Genomic DNA, 14,832 nt, shown 5'->3' with positions numbered 1-14,832 from the left:
TTCCCGGGCGACGGCCCCGGCACGGAGCGATCCGCGCCGGGGCCGTCCCCGTATCCGGCGCCGGCGCGCGCCCGGCCACGTCGGCAGGGCCCCGTCCGGCGCCCCAGGGCCCGCCACGGCGCCCGCTGGGCCAAGCGGGGTCACACCGGACAGACCGGCCGCCACCGGGACGTACGCGGGCGAGCAGGCGGTACGCGGCGAGCCGGGCGCCCGGCGAGATCGGGCCACCGCGCCGAAAGGGTCGCGCCCTGAGGTGACATCACGGTGCGTGATCGCGCGGGTGGCCTGGCGGCGCGCGCCGGCTCGCGGAGCAGGCGCGGGGGCGCCGACCGGACCCCCGGTGCTCACCGTCGCGCGGGCGCGAGGCAGAATCTTGGCCTGTTCCTCGAACCGCCCCGCACCGACGGGGGGTTGACGCGGCGCCGGCGTACGTCTTGACTCACGGCTCCGCGTACGTCGCCGCCGAGTGCGGTGCGTGACCGCGCCGCCGACCATGCCGGGCCGCTCGCTCACGCTGCGTCGCGCGCCGGGCGCGCGGAGTCCGCTCCACCGCCGCGGGCCACCCGATCCGAGGGTGGGACAGGGCGAGGCCAGTCAACAAGTTTTCCCTCAACGGGCGTTCGGATATCGGTGAAGCCGTTCCGGATGTTGTATTAACAGTCCGTTTCGGGGGTGTCTGTCTGTGATGCCTTTGTCCGGATTTCGGTACTCCGTCCCCGGGTGATGTGACCAAAGCGAGACCCTTTAAGTGTGGTTTACGGGCCAGGCGTGCTCAATCATGGGGTCCATTGAGCTCGGGTCAATGGGTCACGCGCTGTGGGGAGCGCCGACCTACGAGCACACTCGGGGTGCCGGGTCTTATGTCGCTGTCAGGGGTGTCAGCGCGTATCCGGTGCCCTCTCTCGTAGTGACAGTGGACTCCTGAGGAGGCAATCCCATGCGCGGTGCCAGTAGCGCCAAGTGGGTCGCGATGGCGGCGGTCGTGGCGCTGGCCGCGACGGCTTGCGGCGGCGGCAACAGTGACAGCGACAGCGGCAACGACGGCCCGGTCGACAAGAGTGGCAAGGTCGTCTTCGACAACGGTGAGCCGCAGAAGCCGCTGCAGCCGGCGAACACGATGGAGTCGTACGGCAGCGCCGTCATCCGGTCGCTGTTCCAGGGCCTCGTTGACTACGAGCCGGGCACCGGCAAGATCGTCAAGGAGAACGCGGAGTCCGTCACCACGAAGGACAGCAAGCTCTGGACGATCAAGCTCAAGAAGGGCTGGAAGTTCCACAACGGCGAGGCGGTCACGTCGAAGTCGTACGTGGACGCCTGGAACTGGGCCGCTGCCACGAAGAACAACCAGCAGAACAGCTCCTGGTTCGCCGACATCAAGGGCTACGAGGACGTCCACCCGGAGAAGGGTGACGCCAAGTCCGACAAGATGTCGGGCCTGAAGGTCGTCGACGACACCACCTTCACCATCGAGCTGGTCTCGCCGGTCCCGTACTTCGAGTACAAGCTGGGCTACGAGGTCTTCTCGCCGCTCCCCTCGGGCTTCTTCCAGGACCCCAAGGGCTACGGCCAGAAGCCGGTCGGCAACGGCCCGTACAAGTTCGTGAAGTGGGATCACAACAAGCAGATCGAGGTCGAGACGAACCCTGACTACCAGGGTTCGAACAAGGCCAAGAACGGCGGCGTGATCTTCAAGAACTACTCGCAGCCCGAGGCGGCCTACAAGGACCTCGTCTCCGACAACGTCGACGTGATCCGCCAGGTCCCGCCGAACGACCTGCCGAACTACAAGAGCGACCTCGGCGACCGCGCGATCGACCAGGACTACTCGGCGATCCAGACGATCAACCCGGCGTTCTACAACACGCAGTTCAAGGACATCGACGTCAAGGTCGTCCAGGGCCTGTCGATGGCGATCGACCGCGAGACGATCACCAAGACGGTGCTCCAGGGCACCCGCGTCCCCGCCACCGGCTGGGTCGCCAAGGGCGTGCTCGGCTACCAGGCCGACGCCTGTGGCGAGTTCTGCAAGTTCGACCCCGCCAAGGCCAAGGACCTGATCAAGCAGGGCGGTGGCGTCCCGAAGAACGCCATCAAGATCCAGTACAACGCCGACGGCGGCCACAAGGAGTGGGTCGACGCGGTGTGCGGCTCGATCCGCAAGTCCGTGGGCGTCGAGTGCGTGGGTGACTCCAAGGCCGACTTCCAGGCCGACCTGGAGGCCCGCGACAACAAGCAGGTCAAGTCGATGTACCGGTCCGGCTGGGTGCTGGACTACCCGTTCAACGGCAACTTCCTCCGGGACCTGTACGGCACCGGCGTCGCCGGCAACAAGGGCGCCTTCTCGGACAAGAAGTTCGATGACCTGGTGAAGAAGGCGGACAACGCCAAGACGCTGGACGAGTCGGCCAAGGAGTACAACCTGGCCGAGCAGCAGCTCAAGAACACCTTCCCGGCCATTCCGCTCTGGTACTACAAGGTCAACGCTGGTTACTCGAAGAACGTTTCGAACGTGAAGTTCAACCAGAAGGGCGACCCGATCCTCACCGACATCACGGTGAAGCAGAAGTAGTCGTCGGACGTTGATGCCGAGGGGCGCCCCGAACCGGGCGCCCCTCGGGCCACGGGGGCAGCCGGTTCCTTACCTGGAGCGCGGCTGCCTTCGGCCGACCCCAGAACGGAGGCACGATGGGGCGATACGTCGCGCGGCGACTGCTCCAGATGATCCCGGTCTTCATCGGGACAACCTTTCTCATCTTCGTCATGGTGCGTACCCTGCCCGGCGACCCCATCCGGGCGCTGTGGGGTGACAAGGCGCCAGACCCCACCCAGCTCGCCGCGCTCCGTCATGAGTACGGGCTCGACGACCCGCTGTGGCAGCAGTACCTGGACTACATGAAGGGCCTGTTCCAGGCGGACTTCGGCAAGACGGTCGGCGGTCGGCCGGTTTCCGAGATCCTGACGGACGCCTTCCCGGTCACCATCCGGCTCGCCATCATCGCGCTCCTCTTCGAGATGATCCTCGGCCTCGTCCTCGGCGTCTTCGCCGGCATGAAGCGGGGCAAGATCGTGGACCGCGGGGTGCTGATCCTCACCCTGCTGGTCATCTCGATCCCGGTCTTCGTTCTGGCCTACATCTTCCAGACGGTGTTCGGCACGGAACTGGGGTGGACCACACCAACGGTCCAGGACTCCATGAACATGCAGGAGTTGGTGCTGCCAGGCATCGTGCTCGGCTCCCTCTCGCTGGCCTACGTGGCGCGGTTGACCCGTACCACCGTCGCGGAGAACCTGCGGGCCGACTACATGCGCACCGCGCTCGCCAAGGGCCTGCCCAAGCGGCGCATCGTCGTCAACCACCTGCTGCGCAACTCGCTGATCCCGGTCGTCACCTTCCTCGGCACCGACCTCGGCGCGCTGATGGGCGGCGCCATCGTCACCGAGGGCATCTTCAACGTCCAGGGCGTGGGTGGCGCTCTGTACCAGGGGCTGGTCCGACGCGAGGGAAGCACCGTGGTGGGCATCGTGACCTGCCTGGTCTTCGTCTACCTCGCCATGTCCCTGATCATCGACCTGCTGTACGCGGTCCTGGACCCGAGGATTCGCTATGCCTGAGATCTACGACAACCCGCAGTCCGGCCCCGGGACCCGCGCCGGCAACGCGGCGGTCGCCGCAGATCGAGGCGCGACCCCCACCAGCCCGAAGGCACCGGCCGCCGGCCCGTCGCTCGAGGACAAGGTGCGCGAGGAGAAGGCCCGCAGCCTGTGGGGCGACGCCTGGCGCGACCTGCGGCGCAACCCGTACTTCATCATCTCCAGCTTCCTCGTGGTGCTGCTGGTCTTCATCGCGCTCTTCCCGGGCTGGTTCACCAGCGCCGACCCGCGCGACGCGGACCTGACCAACCACTTCCTCAAGAAGCCGGAGCTGGGCAGCTTCTTCACGGCGGACTGGTTCGGCTACGACAACCAGGGCCGCAGCATCTACGCCCGGGTCATCTACGGCACCCGCGCCTCCATCCAGGTCGGCGTCGGCGTCACGGTCATCGTGACCATCGTCGGCGGCCTGATGGGCATGCTCGCCGGCTACTTCGGCGGCTGGCTTGACGCGCTGCTCTCGCGCATCACCGACGTGTTCTTCGGTATCCCGTTCCTGCTCGGCGCGCTCGTCGTGCTGAACGCGTTCACCGACCGCTCGGTGCCCGTCGTCATCGGCGCGCTGGCCTTCCTCGGCTGGACGCAGATAGCCCGCGTGATGCGTGGCTCGGTCATCACGACCAAGCAGGCGGACTACGTGGTCGCGGCCAAGGCCCTGGGTGCCGGCACCAGCCGCATCCTGATCAAGCACATCCTGCCGAACGCCATGGCACCGGTGATCGTTGTCGCGACCATCGCCCTCGGCGGCTACATCTCGGCCGAGGCCACCCTGTCCTACCTGGGCATGGGGCTCGCGGAGCCGACGGTTTCGTGGGGTATCGACATCTCGTCCGCGTCCAAGGTGGTGCGGAACAACCCGCACGCCCTGTTCTTCCCGGCCGGCATGCTGACCCTGACCGTCTTCGCGTTCATCATGCTCGGCGACGCGGTGCGCGACGCCCTCGACCCCAAGCTGCGCTGAGGGAGGCGTACGTGACCACCATCGACAAGACCGCGAGCGCCCCCAGTCGGCGCATCGAAGACGACGGCAAGACCCCGCTCCTCGAAGTCCGGGACCTGCACGTCGAGTTCAAGACCCGGGACAGCCTGGTCAAGGCCGTCAACGGGGTGAACTACAGCGTCCGCGCCGGCGAGACGCTGGCCGTGCTCGGCGAGTCCGGGTCCGGCAAGTCCGTGACGGCCCAGGCCATCATGGGCATCCTCGACATGCCGCCGGGCCGTATCCCGCAGGGCGAGATCCGGTTCCGCGGCGAGGACATGCTGACCATGTCCAACGAGGAGCGCCGGCAGATCCGCGGCCGCAAGATCGCGATGATCTTCCAGGACGCGCTGTCCTCGCTGAACCCGGTGCTCTCCGTGGGCTACCAGCTCGGCGAGATGTTCCGGGTGCACCAGGGGATGTCCCGCAAGGCCGCCAAGGCCAAGTCCATCGAGCTGATGGACCGGGTCCGCATCCCCGCCGCCAAGGACCGGGTGAACGACTACCCGCACCAGTTCTCCGGCGGTATGCGCCAGCGCATCATGATCGCCATGGCGATGGCCCTGGAGCCCGACCTGATCATCGCGGACGAGCCGACCACCGCGCTCGACGTGACCGTGCAGGCCCAGGTCATGGACCTGCTCGCGGAGTTGCAGGCCGAGTACAACATGGGCCTCATCCTGATCACCCACGACCTCGGCGTGGTCGCCGACGTCGCGGACAAGATCGCGGTGATGTACGCGGGCCGCATCGTGGAGACCGCGCCCGTGCACGAGCTGTACAAGCGCCCCGCGCACCCGTACACCCGTGGCCTGCTCGACTCGATCCCGCGCCTGGACCAGAAGGGCCAGGAGCTCTACGCGATCAAGGGCCTGCCGCCCAACCTGACGCGGATTCCCCCAGGCTGCGCGTTCAACCCGCGCTGCCCCAAGGCGCAGGACATCTGCCGCAGCGAGGTGCCGATCCTGCACCCCGTGACCGAGCGGGACGGCACCGACCTGCCGGGCCGAGGCAGCGCGTGCCACTTCTGGAAGGAGACGATCCATGGCTGACCCCACCAAGAAGGACGAGGCGGCCGACCAGAAGGGCGCGCCCCGGGACACCACCCCGAACGTGACCGAGGTGGACGTGGTCGACGCCGCGTCCGTCGAGGAGGTGGAGGCCGTACTCGACGCACCCGTCGAGCGCGGCGAGCCGATCCTCCAGGTGCGCAACCTGGTCAAGCACTTCCCGCTGACCCAGGGCATCCTCTTCAAGCGCCAGATCGGCGCGGTCAAGGCCGTGGACGGCGTCTCGTTCGACCTCTACCAGGGCGAGACGCTGGGCATCGTCGGCGAGTCCGGCTGTGGCAAGTCCACGGTCGCCAAGCTGCTGATGACGCTGGAGCAGGCGACCGCGGGCGAGGTCTTCTACAAGGGCCAGGACATCACCAAGCTGTCCGGGCGCGCGCTGAAGGCCGTACGCCGCAACATCCAGATGGTCTTCCAGGACCCCTACACGTCGCTGAACCCGCGCATGACGGTCGGCGACATCATCGGGGAGCCCTTCGAGATCCACCCGGAGGTCGCGCCCAAGGGCGACCGGCGCCGCAAGGTGCAGGACCTGCTCGACGTGGTGGGCCTGAACCCGGAGTACATCAACCGGTACCCGCACCAGTTCTCCGGCGGCCAGCGCCAGCGCATCGGCATCGCCCGCGGCCTCGCGCTCAACCCGGAGATCATCATCTGCGACGAGCCCGTCTCGGCGCTGGACGTGTCGGTGCAGGCGCAGGTCATCAACCTCATGGAGAAGCTCCAGGACGAGTTCAACCTGTCCTACATCTTCATCGCGCACGACCTGTCCATCGTCCGGCACATCTCCGACCGGGTCGGCGTGATGTACCTGGGCAAGATGGCCGAGATCGGTACGGACGAGGAGATCTACGACCACCCGACGCACCCCTACACCCAGGCGCTGCTGTCGGCGGTCCCCGTCCCCGACCCCTCGGCCCGCGACGGCCGCGAGCGGATCATCCTCTCCGGAGACGTCCCCTCGCCGGCCAACCCGCCCTCCGGCTGCCGCTTCCGCACCCGCTGCTGGAAGGCGGAGGACAAGTGCGCCAAGGAGGTGCCGCTGCTCGCGATCCCGGAACGGTTCGTCGGCCAGAACACCCCCGCGGCCCACGAGTCGGCGTGCCACTTCGCGGAGGAGAAGGACGTCGTCCACGCGTGACGCTCGCCGCTGAGGCGAGGGTGTGAACTCGCCGCTTCGGCGGGGGTTGGTCCTTTCGCCGCCGCGGCGAGGGTCGCACGGGCTGTCCCTGACGAGGGCGCCCGGGCCGGAATGCCGGCCCGGGCGCCCTCGCGTCTTTCGGAGTTCAGGAGCCCCCGCTGGGGTCACGAGCCGGCGGTGGCCAGCCTGCCCATCACGTGCTCCGCGTCCGGCAGGTACTCCCACGTCCAGTCGCTCACGCGGCGACCTCGCGGTACGCCTGGTCGAGTAGCACGCCGATCCGCGCCGAGGCTCGACGGGCATCCTCGACGTTGTCCGTCGCGGCCACCGCGTGCTCCAACTCATCGAGCCGTCGTGCACGCTCCGGGTAGCGCCGGAGGGCTACGAAGACCGCCCAGCGATGCAGGAACGTGTGCATCGGCACGGTGCTGTCGGTCTGCACCGCTTCCTGCCACGCGTCGTGGAACTCTGCCTCGCAGCGGACCGACGCCCCCAGACCCAAGGTGCGAACGGCCACCCTGAGCGCCTGCTCCGTGAGCGGAGGCATCGGAATCAGCGGCTCGTCATCGCCAGGGGGCTCTATGGGCTGAGTGCTCATCGTGCTGTTCCTCCGTCGTGCCGAACGCAGCAGATCGCGGGGCTGCCACTGGTCCGCTCATCGCATGTCTGTGGCGCCCGAAGCTCAGTTTGCCGCGTCGGCGAGGTGGCCCAAGGCGGTACAGCCAGGTTTGTCGCTCGTCCGGGGTGGGGTTCAGTACCGACACCGTGTCTATCTGATCACCGGCGCGCGTACACCTTCGGGGCTGCTCGGGGACCGGGCGCCCCCATCCGCCCCGGGGGCGGCTCACCCCAGGCCGGACGGCCCCTCGCCCGCCGCGCGGCCAGGCCGAGGCCCGCCGGGTGCGAGCCCCGCACCCCTCACACCCGCCGCCACCGCGCAAGGGCCAGCGAGAAGACGCCGAACAGCACCAGGCCCACGGCGATCGCCGCGAGCAGCCACGGGCCGGCCGGGGTGTCGGCGAAGCTGCGCAGGGTGTCGTCCATGCCCTTGGCCTGGCTCGCGTCGTAGTCGAGTGCGGCCCGTACGGCGAAGACGCCGGCCACGGCGAACAGCGCGCCACGCGCCACCCCGCCGACCACGCCCAGCACGTCGATCACCTTCCGGGTGCGCCGCGACATCTGGGCGTGCTTGAGGTGCTTGTGGAACGAGCGGCGCGCGGCCTGGACGACGATCCAGACGCCGGCACCCGCGATCACGAGCCCGGCGATGCCCACCAGCCACTGTCCGGCCGGCCAGCCCAGGGCGTCGGCCGTCACGTCACGGGACTTCTTGTCGCTGGAACCGCTGCCCTGGTCCTTGATGGCGAAGGAGATCATGGAGTACGCCATGAACCCGTAGAACACGGCGCGCCCGGCGGACATCGCCCGCTTACGGGCCTTGCGGCCGTCCGGCCCGGCCGCGCCGAACAGCGCCTCCGACAGCCGCCACAGGGCCAGCCCCGCGATGCCGATGCCGACGGCCCAGATCAGGAAAGCGCCGAAGGGCTGTCTGCCCAGCTCGCGTAGCGCGCCCCCGTTGTCGGCCTGTTCGCCGCCGCCGAAGGCGAGCCGCAGCGCGAGCAGCCCGACCAGGACGTAGAGCACACCACGGGCGGCCAGCCCCCAGCGCGCGGCGGCGTCCATGGCCGAACTGTTCGCCGCCTTGCGGGCCGCGCCTCGGCCGCCTCGTACCGCGCTGACCGTACCCATCTCGTACCTCCAGGGCTCAGGGGTGGGTGAACCCCTCTCGGATGCCCCGGTCCGTACCGGCCTAACGGTAAGTGTCGCTCTACGGCCGTACGGAGTATGTCGGGCCGCCCGGGCCCACGGGGGCTCGGGCGGCCCGCGGCCGGCCGGGTCAGCGGCCGACGGCCTCCCGGTGCGCCGCGTCCAGCAACACGCCGACCTGCACCGCGGCCCATCTGGCGTTCTCGACGCAGTCGGCCTCGGCGAAGACCTGTCGCAGGTGCTCCAGCCGCCGCGCCCGCTCCGGGTCGCTGACCAGCGTGGCGTAGATCGCGCGACGGTAGGTGTCCAGCCAGTCCGGATCGCCGTCGTAGACGCCGGACGCCCGCTGGGTGGGGTCGGCGTTCATCCGCTGTGCGGGGGCTTGAGCGAGAACCAGACGGCCTTGCCGCCGTCGTGCCGCTCCACACCCCAGTCGTCGGAGCCCGCCTCCACGATGGCCAGCCCGCGCCCGCACTCGTCACCGTCCGCCGCCGTGCGCGGCACGGGCAGCCTGGCCCCCGTGTCCCAGACGGTCAGCCGGAAGTCGCCCGGCTGCCAGTCCATGCTGACGAACGCGTCGGCGTGCGCGTTGCGGTACGCGTTGGTCACCAGCTCCGAGGCGAGCAACTCGGCTTTGTCGACGAGCGAGTTGAGTTCCCCGGCCCGCAACACGCTGCGCACCGTGGCCCGTACGACGGCGACGGCTCGCGGATCGTGGGGGATGAACAGGCCGTAGGACCAGGGTTGTTCAGGCATGCGCATATGGCAGCCTCCAGTTGAGTGCCTGCTGTGACTGGCGCCATACTCAAGGTAGCGAGTAGCGTGACATGTGTACAACCGCTCTGAGTGATCGAGGTGGAAATCGTGGGACTGAGGAGCAACCCCAGCTATCGGCAACGTCGGTTCGGGGCAGAGGTTCGCAAGCTCCGTGAGCGTGCCGGTCTGTCGGTGACAGAAGCCGCTGAGCTGGTGGGCACTCGCCAGTCGCATTTGAGTAATGCGGAAGCTGGACGGACTAGCTTGTCGCGGGAGCGGCTCCGCCGTCTTGCTGACGCCGTGACAGGGATAGGTGACACGTATATTGATGCGCTGGTCGAGTTGGATCAAGGCGCGAGCGGAGGGTGGTGGGACTCCTATCGGAACCGCGTCCGACCGTCGCTCCTGGACATCGCCGACTTGGAGTCTAGGGCTGAGCGCTTGCTGATCTACGAGCCCATGTTCATCCCGGTGCATCTCCAGACGGCGGCGTACGCTACGGCGGGTTTCAGGGGAGGCTATGCCCGCGTTTCGCCGCAGGAGCAGGATCTTGATATCGAGTTCCGTATGCGGCGTCGGCAGGCGATGGAGGGCGGGGCGCCTCCACATTTCCACGCGGTCATCCACGAAGCTGCGCTGCATGCGACCTTTGGTGATCGCTCGATCATGAGAGAACAGTTGGCCTTCCTCATCGAAGGCTCACGGCGCCCCAACGTGACTATCCAGATCCTGCCGTTCGATGGCCCGGTTGCTTTCGGCACGTCCTTCACCCTTGCCGTGCCCGCAGAGGTCGAGCTGAGCACGGTTGTCGTTGGACACGTTGAGAAGTCGCTGTACCTAGGAGATAGTGACTCGCTTTCCAGGTACAACCAGTGGTTCGCTAGCCTGAGCGATAGGGCGCTGCCTCCCGTGGACGCATCCGTGCAGCCAGAGGCACACCGTGTGAAGGACTCGCTGGGACTGATCCAGCGAATCTTGTACTCCTTGCTATAGGAAGGCATGGATGAACCAGTTGCGTTGGCGCAAGTCGAGCTTCAGTGAACCGGGCTCGGACACGTGCGTAGAGATAGCCGGCAGCTCCACCAGCGGTCCACACCTCCGCGAAAGCACCGACCCCGCCACGGTGATCACCACCAGCCGCCCCGCGCTCCGCGCGCTGCTGGTTGCCGTCAAGCGGGGCCAGTTCGCCGACGGGGCGCGCTGACGGCGAGGGAAGCCCAACGCCAGCGACTACGTCAGGGACGCGCGGCGCTCGCGCCACTCCGGGGCGAGGACCGACCACACCTCGACGTCGCGGCGGCCACCGCCGCGCGCGAAGCTGCCCCGCAACACCGCGTCGCGCACGAAGCCGAGGCGCTGCGCGGCCTTGAGGCTGGCCGCGTTGGCGGCGTCCGCCTGCCATTCGACGCGGTGGATGCCGCGTACGTCCACCGCCCAGTCGATGAGGACGGTGATGGCGCGGGTGACCAGGCCACGTCCGGTGGCGGTCTCCTCCAGCCAGCAACCCACCTCGCAGGTCCCCTCCCGCGCGTCGAAGACGCGGAACAGCACGCCGCCGACCAGCGTGCCGTCCAGCCATATCCCGTAGATGCGACCGCCGTCGGCCGCCGTCTTGTCCGCGTACGACTGGAGGAACGCGCGGGCCGAGTCCAGGTCGGCGGCGGCGTCGGCGAGGCCGATGTAGCGGCCGATGAACTCGCGGGAGCGCTCGATGTGGGTGAAGTACTCCTCGGCGCGCCACGGCTCCAGCGGGCGCAGCTCCGCGCCGTCGTCCCCCAGCGATTTCGCGAACATCGCGCCCCCTGCCGTATCGACCGTGCTGTGTTGTGGCGTCCTGCCAACCAGCGGCCCGCCCGCCCGGCGGACCACCGGTCAGCGTCTCGCGCGAACCCGATGTGGATCAAGCGAAATACGCGTGCGCGAGCGCGTACCCCGCCGGCCCCGGCCCCGACTTCGGCCCGTGGCCGGCGGCTCGCGGGGCGGCGGGGTCGGGGCTCAGCGGCGGGTCAGCGTGTCGCGGTGCGCGCGCCATTCCGGGGCGAGTACCGACCACACCTCCATGTCCAGGCGCTCGCCGCGGTGCGGGAAGCTGCCGCGAAGTACCCCTTCGCGCGTCATGCCAAGGCGCTTGGCCACGGCGATGCTGGCCGTGTTGGGGGTGGCCGCCTGCCACTCGACGCGGTGGATGCCGCGCTCGTCCACGGCCCAGTCGATGAGGTGCCGCATGGCACGGGTGATCAGACCGCGACCGACGGCCTCCTCCTCCAGCCAGCAGCCGACCTCGCAGGTGCCCATCTTCGCGTCGAGGGCGACGAAGAGGACGCCGCCGACCAACGTGCCCTGCGACCAGATGCCGAAGAAACCCCCGTGGCCGGCCGCCGCGTTGTCCGCGCGTGCCTGGAGGAAGGTGCGCGCCGTCTCCACGTCGGTGGCCCGGTCGGGCATGGGGACGTAGCGGGTGACGTACTCGCGGCACCGTTCCATGTGCGCGAAGTACTCCTCCGCGTTCCACGGCTCCAGCGGGCGCAGCTCCGCGCCGTCGTCCCCCAGTGATATCGCGAACATCGCTCTCCTTCACCGCGCACGCGACTGCCCGCGTACGCCTCCCCCGGGTAGCTCACCCACCCACTGACCAGCGCTTACCGTCTCCCATGCGGTGCGCTGAGACAAGGGGGAATCTTTCGGGGTGGCTCCGACGCCGTCAGCGCCGCCCGGAGCGCCGTGGTCGCGGCCCCCGCCTTGCCGGCCTTCAGCGGCGGCTGCCACTGCCACTGCCACTGCGACTGCGACTGCGACTGCGCACGATCGATCCCAGCGCCAGGCCGGTGCCCAGGCCGACCAGGGTGCCGATCGCCGCCTGCCACGCGGAGGGCGTTCCGGCGGGAGGCACGTCCGGTGGGTCCGGTGGGTCCGGGGGAGCGGCCGAGCGTACGGGAGGACCGGAGGCGACAGCGCGGGCGTGCTCCTCGGCCACGATGACCAGGAAACGACGACCGACGCGGCTCCCGGACGCACTGGCGGCCCACGAGGCGTGGGCCCTTTCCCAGTAGTGTCGCCCCGCCTCTCCGGTGAACATCCCGGCCAGCATGTCGCGCAGCAGCGGCTCGGGGATGGTCCCGACCTCGTAGCCCATCCACGCGTAGTTCATCATCAGGTCGGCGTAGACATGGCGCTTGCGCTGGTGGACCTCGGCGATGTCCGTGTCACCCCACACAGGCTGGTAGAGCGCCATGTCGTCAAGCTCCATGCGGGCCAGCTCCAGGTAGTACCCGCGGATTCCGTGGATCTGCTCGGCCCTGGCCTGCCGGTTCTGCGCGATCAGCGAGGCGGCGACACCGGCCAACGCGAGCGCCGAGACGACGGCCGACGTGAACCCGTACGCCGCGCCGACCTGGCTCAGCCTGTTCCAGTCCACATCCCTGGCGTCGGAGACACCCTCCAGCACGAACGGCGACAACAGGAGCACCGCGAGCACGGCCGCCGTGGCGGCGACCCATGCCAGACCCCTGGCGGTCCGGCGAGCCACCGAAGGTGGGTTCGCCGGACGATGACGAGCAGCTATCAGGTGAACGCACCCCCCACGCGCCGCCCGCCCCCTCGGCGGACTGAACCAGGGCGCAGCCTACGTGCAGCCACCGACGCCGCGAGCCGGCCGGTGGGCGCGCCCGGCCGAGCGGGAGCGGGGGCAGGCACCGTTCGCGTCGGATTCCCGGTTTCCCGTTCTCTCAACTGAGGTGGCTTGCCCACCCGCTGGGCGGTTGCGAGGATCGTCCCGGACGCCAATCGACAGGGGGCAACCGGTGACGATCAAGCAGCTCGCCAGTGAGTGCGACGAGGGGCCCTGCCCGACCGTGTGGGGCATAGCGGAATCGGAGAACGTCCTTGTCCAGGGCTTCAAGGTGGACGATGAGGAGGCGCTCGCCACCATGCAGTTACCGGACAACGAGACCGTCGTCCGTGTCCCGATTTCCTTGCTCCTGAGGGTGGCCCGTGAACATCTCGCCTGACGCATTCGGAAAACTCTTCACGAGCTTCGAGCGGGAAGCGTTCCGACTGGAGACCCTGGACGACTACAGCAAGTCGGGCGGAGTGGAAGCCTATCGCGCCTTCCTGGCCGGCGAACCGCAGCCAGCGGCGTACAAGTCGGCTGGGTGGGTGACGACCGTACGAGAGGCCACACAAGCCGGTAAGCGCATGTACCGGGTGCATGTCCTCGCCCGGCCGCTGAGTGACTACCTGCGGTTCGAGTTGGGTTGGGGGTACGTGCGGAACCAGGAAGCCGGGGAGGAGTTCTTCATCCTCGACACGACCGACGAACCGAACCCGCTGTCGGACGCGCCGGACTTCTGGACGTTCGACGAACGGACCGTCGTCACCATGCGGTACGGCGATGGCGGCGATTTCCTGGGCGCGGAACTCGTCCCCGAGAAACAAGCGCACGAGTGGCTGGAGCGGCGTGACGCTGCCATGAGCCACGCTGTCCCCTTCCGGGACTGGTGGGAGCTGCACAAGCCGGCGTGAAAGGCGTCCATATCGGTCGAGCGCTACGGGACCTCCGCGCGGCCAGTGGGAAGCAGGCCAAGGCGGTGGCCCGTAGCGCTGTCATGTCTCCCAGCAAGCTCAGCAAGATCGAGAACGGTGTCCTCGCGCCCAGCCTCATCGACGTGGAGCGCATCCTCTCGGCTCTGGAGGTGTCTGAGGAGGTCAAGGCGCGACTGGCCGAAGTGGCTCGCCAGGCAGCCACGGAGGCAACGGCGTGGCGCATATACCGGCGCACCGGCGTTCACAAGCATCAGAACGAGATCCGGGCCATAGAGGCTCAGACCACCCTCATGCGACTTTTTCAGCCAGCCTGCGTCCCGGGCCTGCTGCAAACCCCCGAGTACGCCCGTGCTGTCCTCGGTCGACATGGCTACACGGACGGAGTTCTGGAGAAGATGATGGGCGCACGCGTTCTCCGGCAGGAGGTTCTTTTTGCGACTGGCCGCACTTTCCGCTTCGTGATTACCGAGTCCGTTGGTCCGCTGGTTGCCCCGCCGGAAGGCCGCCGACATCCCCTTGCCCGGCACCGACCTGTGGATGTTCGACGGTGAGTCGGTGCTGTTCACGTACTTCTCCGGGGCGGGTGATGTCGTGGACCGCGAGTGGCGCACGGAGCCGGAAGTGGTTCAACTCGTGCGCAAAGCGTTCGAGTTGGTGTGGGAACGGGCCACGCCGCACGGGGAGTACGAGCCGGGTTAGCGCGACGCGGCCAAACTAGCGCCGCACGTCTCGTCCCGCCCAAGGCCGTGCACGTGTGGAATCACATACTTCTCCCCGCTGGCCCCGCTACCCATTCCCGGTGGCCAAGCGGCGGCGAGTGCGACGCCCGCCCCGGCGGTGGAGCCCTGGACAGGTCGAGCGCCGGAGCGGGGGACCCGCCACAGAGGAACCCCCTGTGGCCCGACGGGCCATGCCATCGACGGTAC

General features: G+C 68.6%; 18 protein-coding genes. 11 read left to right on the top strand and 7 right to left on the bottom strand.

The window, feature by feature from the left end; all coding sequences use genetic code 11:
• Positions 1-937 precede the first annotated feature (937 nt).
• From H7H31_RS11055 to H7H31_RS11035, 5 genes are all read left to right on the top strand, one after another.
• Positions 938-2,569: a peptide ABC transporter substrate-binding protein gene (locus tag H7H31_RS11055; RefSeq protein ID WP_187063732.1), complete on the top strand. Its 1,632-nt coding sequence runs from the start codon at positions 938-940 to the stop codon at positions 2,567-2,569.
• A gap of 116 nt (positions 2,570-2,685) precedes the next feature.
• Entirely contained in the window at positions 2,686-3,612 is a 927-nt protein-coding gene (locus tag H7H31_RS11050; RefSeq protein WP_187063731.1) for an ABC transporter permease, read from the top strand.
• On the top strand, positions 3,605-4,612 hold the full coding sequence (locus tag H7H31_RS11045) for an ABC transporter permease (protein WP_187063730.1): 1,008 nt from the start codon (positions 3,605-3,607) through the stop codon (positions 4,610-4,612). Before H7H31_RS11050 ends, H7H31_RS11045 begins: the two co-directional genes overlap by 8 nt.
• Positions 4,613-4,623: 11 nt before the next feature.
• On the top strand, positions 4,624-5,682 hold the full coding sequence (locus H7H31_RS11040) for an ABC transporter ATP-binding protein (protein WP_187063729.1): 1,059 nt from the start codon (positions 4,624-4,626) through the stop codon (positions 5,680-5,682).
• Positions 5,675-6,841, top strand: a complete 1,167-nt coding sequence (locus H7H31_RS11035; RefSeq protein WP_187063728.1) for an ABC transporter ATP-binding protein — start codon at positions 5,675-5,677, stop codon at positions 6,839-6,841. Before H7H31_RS11040 ends, H7H31_RS11035 begins: the two co-directional genes overlap by 8 nt.
• Positions 6,842-7,076: 235 nt before the next feature.
• On the opposite strand, the gene H7H31_RS11030 is transcribed toward H7H31_RS11035, so the two are convergent.
• The 4 genes from H7H31_RS11030 to H7H31_RS11015 all read right to left on the bottom strand — a co-directional run bounded on the left by H7H31_RS11030 (position 7,077) and on the right by H7H31_RS11015 (position 9,364).
• Positions 7,077-7,439 carry a hypothetical protein gene (locus H7H31_RS11030; protein WP_187063727.1) on the bottom strand — a complete coding sequence of 121 codons (363 nt, stop codon included), beginning with the start codon at positions 7,437-7,439 and terminating at the stop codon, positions 7,077-7,079.
• 320 nt (positions 7,440-7,759) lie between these two features.
• The gene (locus H7H31_RS11025; protein ID WP_187063726.1) at positions 7,760-8,590 is read right to left on the bottom strand and encodes a DUF1206 domain-containing protein; all 831 of its coding nucleotides are present in this window, start codon (positions 8,588-8,590) and stop codon (positions 7,760-7,762) included.
• A 148-nt stretch (positions 8,591-8,738) separates the two neighbouring features.
• Complete coding sequence (locus tag H7H31_RS11020; RefSeq protein ID WP_187063725.1) at positions 8,739-8,975, bottom strand: hypothetical protein; 237 nt, start codon at positions 8,973-8,975, stop codon at positions 8,739-8,741.
• The gene (locus H7H31_RS11015) at positions 8,972-9,364 is read right to left on the bottom strand and encodes an ATP-binding protein (RefSeq protein ID WP_232109790.1); all 393 of its coding nucleotides are present in this window, start codon (positions 9,362-9,364) and stop codon (positions 8,972-8,974) included. Before H7H31_RS11015 ends, H7H31_RS11020 begins: the two co-directional genes overlap by 4 nt.
• Before the next feature lie 90 nt (positions 9,365-9,454).
• Between H7H31_RS11015 and H7H31_RS11010 the strand changes: the two genes are divergently transcribed.
• Positions 9,455-10,357 carry a helix-turn-helix domain-containing protein gene (locus H7H31_RS11010; RefSeq protein WP_232109789.1) on the top strand — a complete coding sequence of 301 codons (903 nt, stop codon included), beginning with the start codon at positions 9,455-9,457 and terminating at the stop codon, positions 10,355-10,357.
• 10 nt (positions 10,358-10,367) lie between these two features.
• Positions 10,368-10,568, top strand: coding sequence for a DUF397 domain-containing protein (locus H7H31_RS11005; protein ID WP_187063723.1), 201 nt, complete (start codon positions 10,368-10,370; stop codon positions 10,566-10,568).
• A gap of 26 nt (positions 10,569-10,594) precedes the next feature.
• Here H7H31_RS11005 and H7H31_RS11000 read toward each other — a convergent pair whose 3' ends face one another.
• The 3 genes from H7H31_RS11000 to H7H31_RS10990 form a co-directional block, all read right to left on the bottom strand.
• The gene (locus H7H31_RS11000) at positions 10,595-11,158 is read right to left on the bottom strand and encodes a GNAT family N-acetyltransferase (RefSeq protein ID WP_187063722.1); all 564 of its coding nucleotides are present in this window, start codon (positions 11,156-11,158) and stop codon (positions 10,595-10,597) included.
• 201 nt (positions 11,159-11,359) lie between these two features.
• Positions 11,360-11,929, bottom strand: coding sequence for a GNAT family N-acetyltransferase (locus tag H7H31_RS10995; protein ID WP_187063721.1), 570 nt, complete (start codon positions 11,927-11,929; stop codon positions 11,360-11,362).
• A 184-nt stretch (positions 11,930-12,113) separates the two neighbouring features.
• Positions 12,114-12,890 (bottom strand): DUF6082 family protein, encoded by a 777-nt coding sequence (locus H7H31_RS10990; RefSeq protein ID WP_187063720.1) that lies wholly within the window; start codon positions 12,888-12,890, stop codon positions 12,114-12,116.
• A 274-nt stretch (positions 12,891-13,164) separates the two neighbouring features.
• On the opposite strand from H7H31_RS10990, the gene H7H31_RS10985 reads away from it, so the two are divergent.
• Genes H7H31_RS10985 through H7H31_RS10970 form a run of 4 tightly spaced genes read left to right on the top strand, consistent with a single transcriptional unit; the run spans position 13,165 to position 14,605 of the window.
• Positions 13,165-13,371, top strand: coding sequence for a hypothetical protein (locus H7H31_RS10985; protein WP_187063719.1), 207 nt, complete (start codon positions 13,165-13,167; stop codon positions 13,369-13,371).
• Positions 13,355-13,885: a DUF6879 family protein gene (locus tag H7H31_RS10980; protein WP_187063718.1), complete on the top strand. Its 531-nt coding sequence runs from the start codon at positions 13,355-13,357 to the stop codon at positions 13,883-13,885. Before H7H31_RS10985 ends, H7H31_RS10980 begins: the two co-directional genes overlap by 17 nt.
• Positions 13,861-14,457, top strand: coding sequence for a Scr1 family TA system antitoxin-like transcriptional regulator (locus tag H7H31_RS10975; protein ID WP_315971651.1), 597 nt, complete (start codon positions 13,861-13,863; stop codon positions 14,455-14,457). Before H7H31_RS10980 ends, H7H31_RS10975 begins: the two co-directional genes overlap by 25 nt.
• Positions 14,444-14,605, top strand: coding sequence for a DUF6879 family protein (locus H7H31_RS10970; protein WP_187063717.1), 162 nt, complete (start codon positions 14,444-14,446; stop codon positions 14,603-14,605). Before H7H31_RS10975 ends, H7H31_RS10970 begins: the two co-directional genes overlap by 14 nt.
• The last annotated feature ends 227 nt before the right edge of the window (positions 14,606-14,832 follow it).

This window comes from Streptomyces buecherae (genome assembly GCF_014295035.1).
In the GTDB taxonomy this organism is placed as follows: Bacteria; Actinomycetota; Actinomycetes; order Streptomycetales; family Streptomycetaceae; genus Streptomyces; species Streptomyces youssoufiensis.
The sequence above is the reverse complement of the archived record's forward strand: the minus strand, read 5'-3'. Positions and strand labels throughout refer to the sequence as shown.

What these genes read in the sequence shown, in the direction of transcription:
- H7H31_RS11055 (WP_187063732.1), top strand. Translation starts at nt 938, where the DNA reads ATGCGCGGTGCCAGTAGCGCCAAGTGGGTCGCGATGGCGGCGGTCGTG.
- H7H31_RS11050 (WP_187063731.1), top strand. Translation starts at nt 2,686, where the DNA reads ATGGGGCGATACGTCGCGCGGCGACTGCTCCAGATGATCCCGGTCTTC.
- H7H31_RS11045 (WP_187063730.1), top strand. Translation starts at nt 3,605, where the DNA reads ATGCCTGAGATCTACGACAACCCGCAGTCCGGCCCCGGGACCCGCGCC.
- H7H31_RS11035 (WP_187063728.1), top strand. Translation starts at nt 5,675, where the DNA reads ATGGCTGACCCCACCAAGAAGGACGAGGCGGCCGACCAGAAGGGCGCG.
- H7H31_RS11030 (WP_187063727.1), bottom strand. Translation starts at nt 7,439, where the DNA reads ATGAGCACTCAGCCCATAGAGCCCCCTGGCGATGACGAGCCGCTGATT.
- H7H31_RS11025 (WP_187063726.1), bottom strand. Translation starts at nt 8,590, where the DNA reads ATGGGTACGGTCAGCGCGGTACGAGGCGGCCGAGGCGCGGCCCGCAAG.
- H7H31_RS11020 (WP_187063725.1), bottom strand. Translation starts at nt 8,975, where the DNA reads ATGAACGCCGACCCCACCCAGCGGGCGTCCGGCGTCTACGACGGCGAT.
- H7H31_RS11015 (WP_232109790.1), bottom strand. Translation starts at nt 9,364, where the DNA reads ATGCCTGAACAACCCTGGTCCTACGGCCTGTTCATCCCCCACGATCCG.
- H7H31_RS11005 (WP_187063723.1), top strand. Translation starts at nt 10,368, where the DNA reads ATGAACCAGTTGCGTTGGCGCAAGTCGAGCTTCAGTGAACCGGGCTCG.
- H7H31_RS11000 (WP_187063722.1), bottom strand. Translation starts at nt 11,158, where the DNA reads ATGTTCGCGAAATCGCTGGGGGACGACGGCGCGGAGCTGCGCCCGCTG.
- H7H31_RS10995 (WP_187063721.1), bottom strand. Translation starts at nt 11,929, where the DNA reads ATGTTCGCGATATCACTGGGGGACGACGGCGCGGAGCTGCGCCCGCTG.
- H7H31_RS10970 (WP_187063717.1), top strand. Translation starts at nt 14,444, where the DNA reads ATGTTCGACGGTGAGTCGGTGCTGTTCACGTACTTCTCCGGGGCGGGT.